5 protein-coding genes are annotated in these 4,105 nt (G+C 53.6%); 4 read left to right on the top strand and 1 reads right to left on the bottom strand.

Going from position 1 to position 4,105, the window contains the following annotated elements:
- The 4 genes from LJE94_05825 to LJE94_05810 form a co-directional block, all read left to right on the top strand.
- Nucleotides 1-373, top strand: a 373-nt coding sequence (locus LJE94_05825; GenBank protein MCG6909628.1) for a hydroxymethylglutaryl-CoA lyase, incomplete at its 5' end; no start/stop codon positions are given.
- Between the two features lie 11 nt (nucleotides 374-384).
- On the top strand, nucleotides 385-1,614 hold the full coding sequence (locus tag LJE94_05820) for a 3-isopropylmalate dehydratase large subunit (GenBank protein ID MCG6909627.1): 1,230 nt from the start codon (nucleotides 385-387) through the stop codon (nucleotides 1,612-1,614).
- A gap of 13 nt (nucleotides 1,615-1,627) precedes the next feature.
- Complete coding sequence (locus LJE94_05815) at nucleotides 1,628-2,131, top strand: 3-isopropylmalate dehydratase small subunit (protein MCG6909626.1); 504 nt, start codon at nucleotides 1,628-1,630, stop codon at nucleotides 2,129-2,131.
- A 108-nt stretch (nucleotides 2,132-2,239) separates the two neighbouring features.
- Complete coding sequence (locus tag LJE94_05810) at nucleotides 2,240-3,454, top strand: CoA transferase (GenBank protein MCG6909625.1); 1,215 nt, start codon at nucleotides 2,240-2,242, stop codon at nucleotides 3,452-3,454.
- A gap of 199 nt (nucleotides 3,455-3,653) precedes the next feature.
- On the opposite strand, the gene LJE94_05805 is transcribed toward LJE94_05810, so the two are convergent.
- Nucleotides 3,654-4,040, bottom strand: coding sequence for a hypothetical protein (locus LJE94_05805; protein MCG6909624.1), 387 nt, complete (start codon nucleotides 4,038-4,040; stop codon nucleotides 3,654-3,656).
- Nucleotides 4,041-4,105 lie beyond the last annotated feature (65 nt).

Raw genomic sequence — 4,105 nt, 5'->3', positions numbered from 1 at the left:
CAATCCGGCGGCCATACAGTCCCTTTGTGCATCCACAGTCAAACTGGCCGGGACAAGGCCTGTGTGGCTCCATCTTCACGACACGGAAGGCAAGGGGCTGGCCAACGCACTGGCCGCGTTGCAGGTCGGAATCAATCATTTTGATACGGCCTTCGGCGGAATGGGTGGATGCCCCTTCATCAAGGGTGCTACGGGAAATATTGCTACAGAGGATTTCGCGGTGATGCTTCATCAGATGGGCATCGAGACGGGCCTGAACGTTCAGCGACTGGCCCGGATTAGCCGATCCCTGGAAGACTTTTTTGGAAAGCCTTCCGAAGGAAAGATGCACCGCCTCTTGGCCCGGGAAGACATCAAAATGGTATTGGGCTAGCTTCGAAAGAAATGGGACAGACTATTGTAGAAAAAATTATCTCCAGGAATGTAGGAAGGCCTGTCGAACCTGATGAGATCGTTATAGTGCCGGTGGACGGTGCCATGGCTTCGGATACCACAGCTCCTTTGGCCATCACTGCCTTCGATGCCATGGGCGGAAAAAAGCTTTGGAATCCCGCTCGATGCATTTTGGTAATCGATCATGCCGCACCTGCACCAAATTCGAACATCGCCAACCTGCATATGCTGATGCGTGATTTCGCCCGACGCCAAGACTGTCAATTGCTGGAAGCGGGAGAAGGTATCTGTCATCAGGTGCTGGTGGAGAAAAGATTTGTAAGGCCCAATCAAATTATTATCGGCGCCGATTCCCACACCTGCACCTATGGAGCCCTCGGGGCCATGGGTGTAGGAATGGGCTCCACGGACCTGGCCGGCGTCTGGTTGACCGGGAAAACCTGGCTCAAGGTTCCCCGAACGAAAAGAATCGTCATAGACGGACAAATTCCTTCTGGTGTGCAGGGCAAGGACATTATTCTGGCTGTCCTCGGTTGCATAGGTATTGCCGGGGCCACCTATAAATCCCTGGAGTTCAGCGGGACGGCGACAGCGGTATTGAGTATGGCTGACAGGATGACCATGGCTAATATGGCCATTGAGGCAGGCGCAAAAACAGGCTTCGTTCATCCTGACGGACTTCCAACAGTCGATATCGAACCATTTCGACCGGATCCGGATGCAACCTACGATGAGACGATTGCTTTTGACGCGTCGAATATATGCCCTATGGTAAGCCGGCCTCACTCGCCGGATCTGGCGAGCCCCGTGGAGGAAGAGGAAGGCCGACCGGTGCAGGTCGCTTTTCTCGGTACATGCGTCAACGGTCGCTTGGACGATCTTCGCATGGCCGCCCGTATATTGAAAGGCACCACCGTCCACCCGGACGTGCGCCTTATTGTGTCGCCAGCCTCACGAATGGTGTTTCTTGACGCCGTAAGGGACGGGACAGTGGAAATCCTGACTGAAGCAGGGGCGACTTTCATTCCACCGGGTTGCGGTCCGTGTGTAGGAACGCATAACGGCGTGCCCGGAGACGGCGAAGTGGTGATTTCTTCAGGGAACCGCAATTTTCTCGGCCGAATGGGCAACCCCAGAGCGGTTATCTATCTGGCGTCGCCCGCCACGGTCGCTGCTTCGGCCCGTGCCGGCAAAATAACCGATCCCAGGCAGTACCTGTGAATTGGATTCGCTTATGGATGCTCTTATATTGCATGGCTGCGCCCATGTTTACGGTGATCATATCAATACGGATGTGATCATTCCGGGAAAGTACACCAAGACCTTGGATTTGCAGATACTGGGCGAACACGTTCTGGAAGATCTGGATCCTGATTTTCGGGAACGCATGACACCTGGAGATATCCTTGTCGCTGGAGAGAACTTCGGTTGCGGTTCTTCCCGGGAGCAGGCCCCATTGGCCCTGAAATCCGCTGGTGTCGCAGCCGTCGCAGCCCGATCTTTTGCCCGAATTTTTTTTAGAAACGCCGTCAATGTGGGATTGCCGGTGATTGAAGTGGACTGGTCAGGAATCGAAACGGGAGACCTGCTGCATATAGATCCCGCCGCAGGAAAAATGGAGAATCTGACGAAAGCTGTTTCCCATCAAATCATCCCCTTGCCGCCCGGTATGATCGCCATACTGACGGCCGGTGGATTGGCGAATTATCTCAGAATAAATGGGGATTTTCCTGAATAGAGTACTATGCCGCGAGTAGCGGAGTAAGAAATTCCGGCGCTGTCTTCAAGCCGGACAATGATCCAATACTGGGACAAAAAAGCCGGGACTGGAAAGGAGGCCCTTTACATGAATGCAAACGAAAAACAGCTCCCCCTGGAAGGAATCCGGGTTCTTGCTTTCACCCATGCGGTCATGGGACCGACCACTGGAATGATAATGGCCGATATGGGTGCCGAGGTGATCCATCTTGAACCGCCCGGCGGTGATCCCACCCGGCGCCTCAAAGGATTCGGGGTGGGCTACTATCCTTACTTCACACGGAATATGAAATCATTGGCCGTGGACCTCAAATCTTCTGAAGGAAAAGAAATCGTTTTTAAACTGATTCGTTCGGCCGACGTTCTCATCGAAAATTTCGGGCCGGGAACCATGGAGAGGCTGGGGTATGGATACGAACCCCTTTCCAAGGAAAACCCCGTGCTGATTTACTGTTCGCTCAAAGGATTCATGCCCGGTCCGTACGAAAAACGGGTCGCAATGGATGAAGTGGTGCAAATGATGGGTGGCCTGGCCTACATGACCGGTCCTCCCGGACAGCCCACGAGAGCAGGGACGTCCATTATTGATATCACAGGCGGCATGTTCGGTGTCATCGGCATCATGACGGCCTTGTACGACAGGCAGAGGACCGGAAAAGGAGCTGAGGTGAAGAGCGCTTTGTTTGAAACTACTGCCTTCGCCATGGGCCAGCATATGGCCTACTCTGCACTGACCGGCGAGCCGGTTCCCCCGATGCCGGTCAGGGTCAGTGCCTGGTCAGTCTATCGTTTGTTTGAAACCAAAGATAAGGAAAACATTTTCATCGGCTTGATCAGCGAAAAGCATTGGCGAAGTTTCTGTGAAGCCTTTAATCGACAGGATTGGCTGGAAGATGAGAGGCTCAATTCCAACAACGGTCGTATCGACCAGCGCGAGTGGTTTATCCCGGAAGTGGAAAAGATGATCAAACAATACACCAAAGCGGAAGCGATCCGGTTATGCGACGAAGCCGGGATATGTTTTTCGCCGGTTGCCCGCCCCGAAGACTTGTTCGATGACCCGCAGCTCAACCAAGAGAAAAGTGGACTTATCCATACCATGTTTCCCGGCGGGGTAGAAACCAAGATGCCCCGCCTGCCAATCCGCATCAGGGACTATGATTTCGGGCTGCGCAGCAATCCCGCCGAGGCCATAGGCGCCGATACAAAAGAACTATTGGCAGAGCTTGGTTACAGCAATGAAGAAATGCATGTGCTGGCGGAAAAAAACGTGATAAAGATAAGTGATGAAGACGCTAGGTAACAAATCGGTTGTATAAAAAAACAGCGGGTAGGCTTTTCAGCCACTCCGCTGTTTTTATTTGATCATAAGGGTCGGGAGAAGGTGGCACAATGAAGGAATCTAAGTTCAGCGTCAGCCTGCATGTGGCCGGCGAGGAAGGGCAGAGGGTCACCTTCGCGGTGACCCTGCCGAGTAACACCATTCCTGCCCGGATATCCGGCTAGGATGCATCGGAGGGAATTTCGCTTACTTCCCAATCCCGATCCACCCAAAGACCGATAACGGTGCACCCCGGATGTTCCTTGCGGAGCAGCGCAACGGCCTTCCTGGTCTGGACCAGCTGTTCTTCTTCCGGAGTGGGATTCCCCGCACAGTCATAGTGGCCGACGACCGCTATGTTGGTAGAACCGTGTTTGTTGACGGAGATGTTCACACGGTTCAAGATGGATGCGGTCAGAGTGCTGTCCGTCTGATCGGCGAGAATCCGGTTGGGACCCGGTTCGGTGATCACGTCCACATAGATGGCGTCAAAACGCTTCTGAAGATACGTAATGACCGGGAGCTGCACCCGCCCGTCCATACAATTAATCGCCGTGCAAAACGTCATGATTCCTCCAGTTTCTGCATCAGTTCTGCGGATACCTCTTTTACCCCCGGCCTTCCATCCAGTTC

The sequence above is a fragment of the Deltaproteobacteria bacterium genome (assembly GCA_022340465.1).
In the GTDB taxonomy this organism is placed as follows: domain Bacteria; phylum Desulfobacterota; class Desulfobacteria; order Desulfobacterales; family B30-G6; genus JAJDNW01.
Note: the sequence above shows the minus strand (reverse complement) of the source record. Positions and strands in the feature narration are given on the sequence as shown.

Coding starts and splice junctions, on each gene's coding strand:
- LJE94_05820 (MCG6909627.1), top strand. CDS start 385: ATGGGACAGACTATTGTAGAAAAAATTATCTCCAGGAATGTAGGAAGG.
- LJE94_05815 (MCG6909626.1), top strand. CDS start 1,628: ATGGATGCTCTTATATTGCATGGCTGCGCCCATGTTTACGGTGATCAT.
- LJE94_05810 (MCG6909625.1), top strand. CDS start 2,240: ATGAATGCAAACGAAAAACAGCTCCCCCTGGAAGGAATCCGGGTTCTT.
- LJE94_05805 (MCG6909624.1), bottom strand. CDS start 4,040: ATGACGTTTTGCACGGCGATTAATTGTATGGACGGGCGGGTGCAGCTC.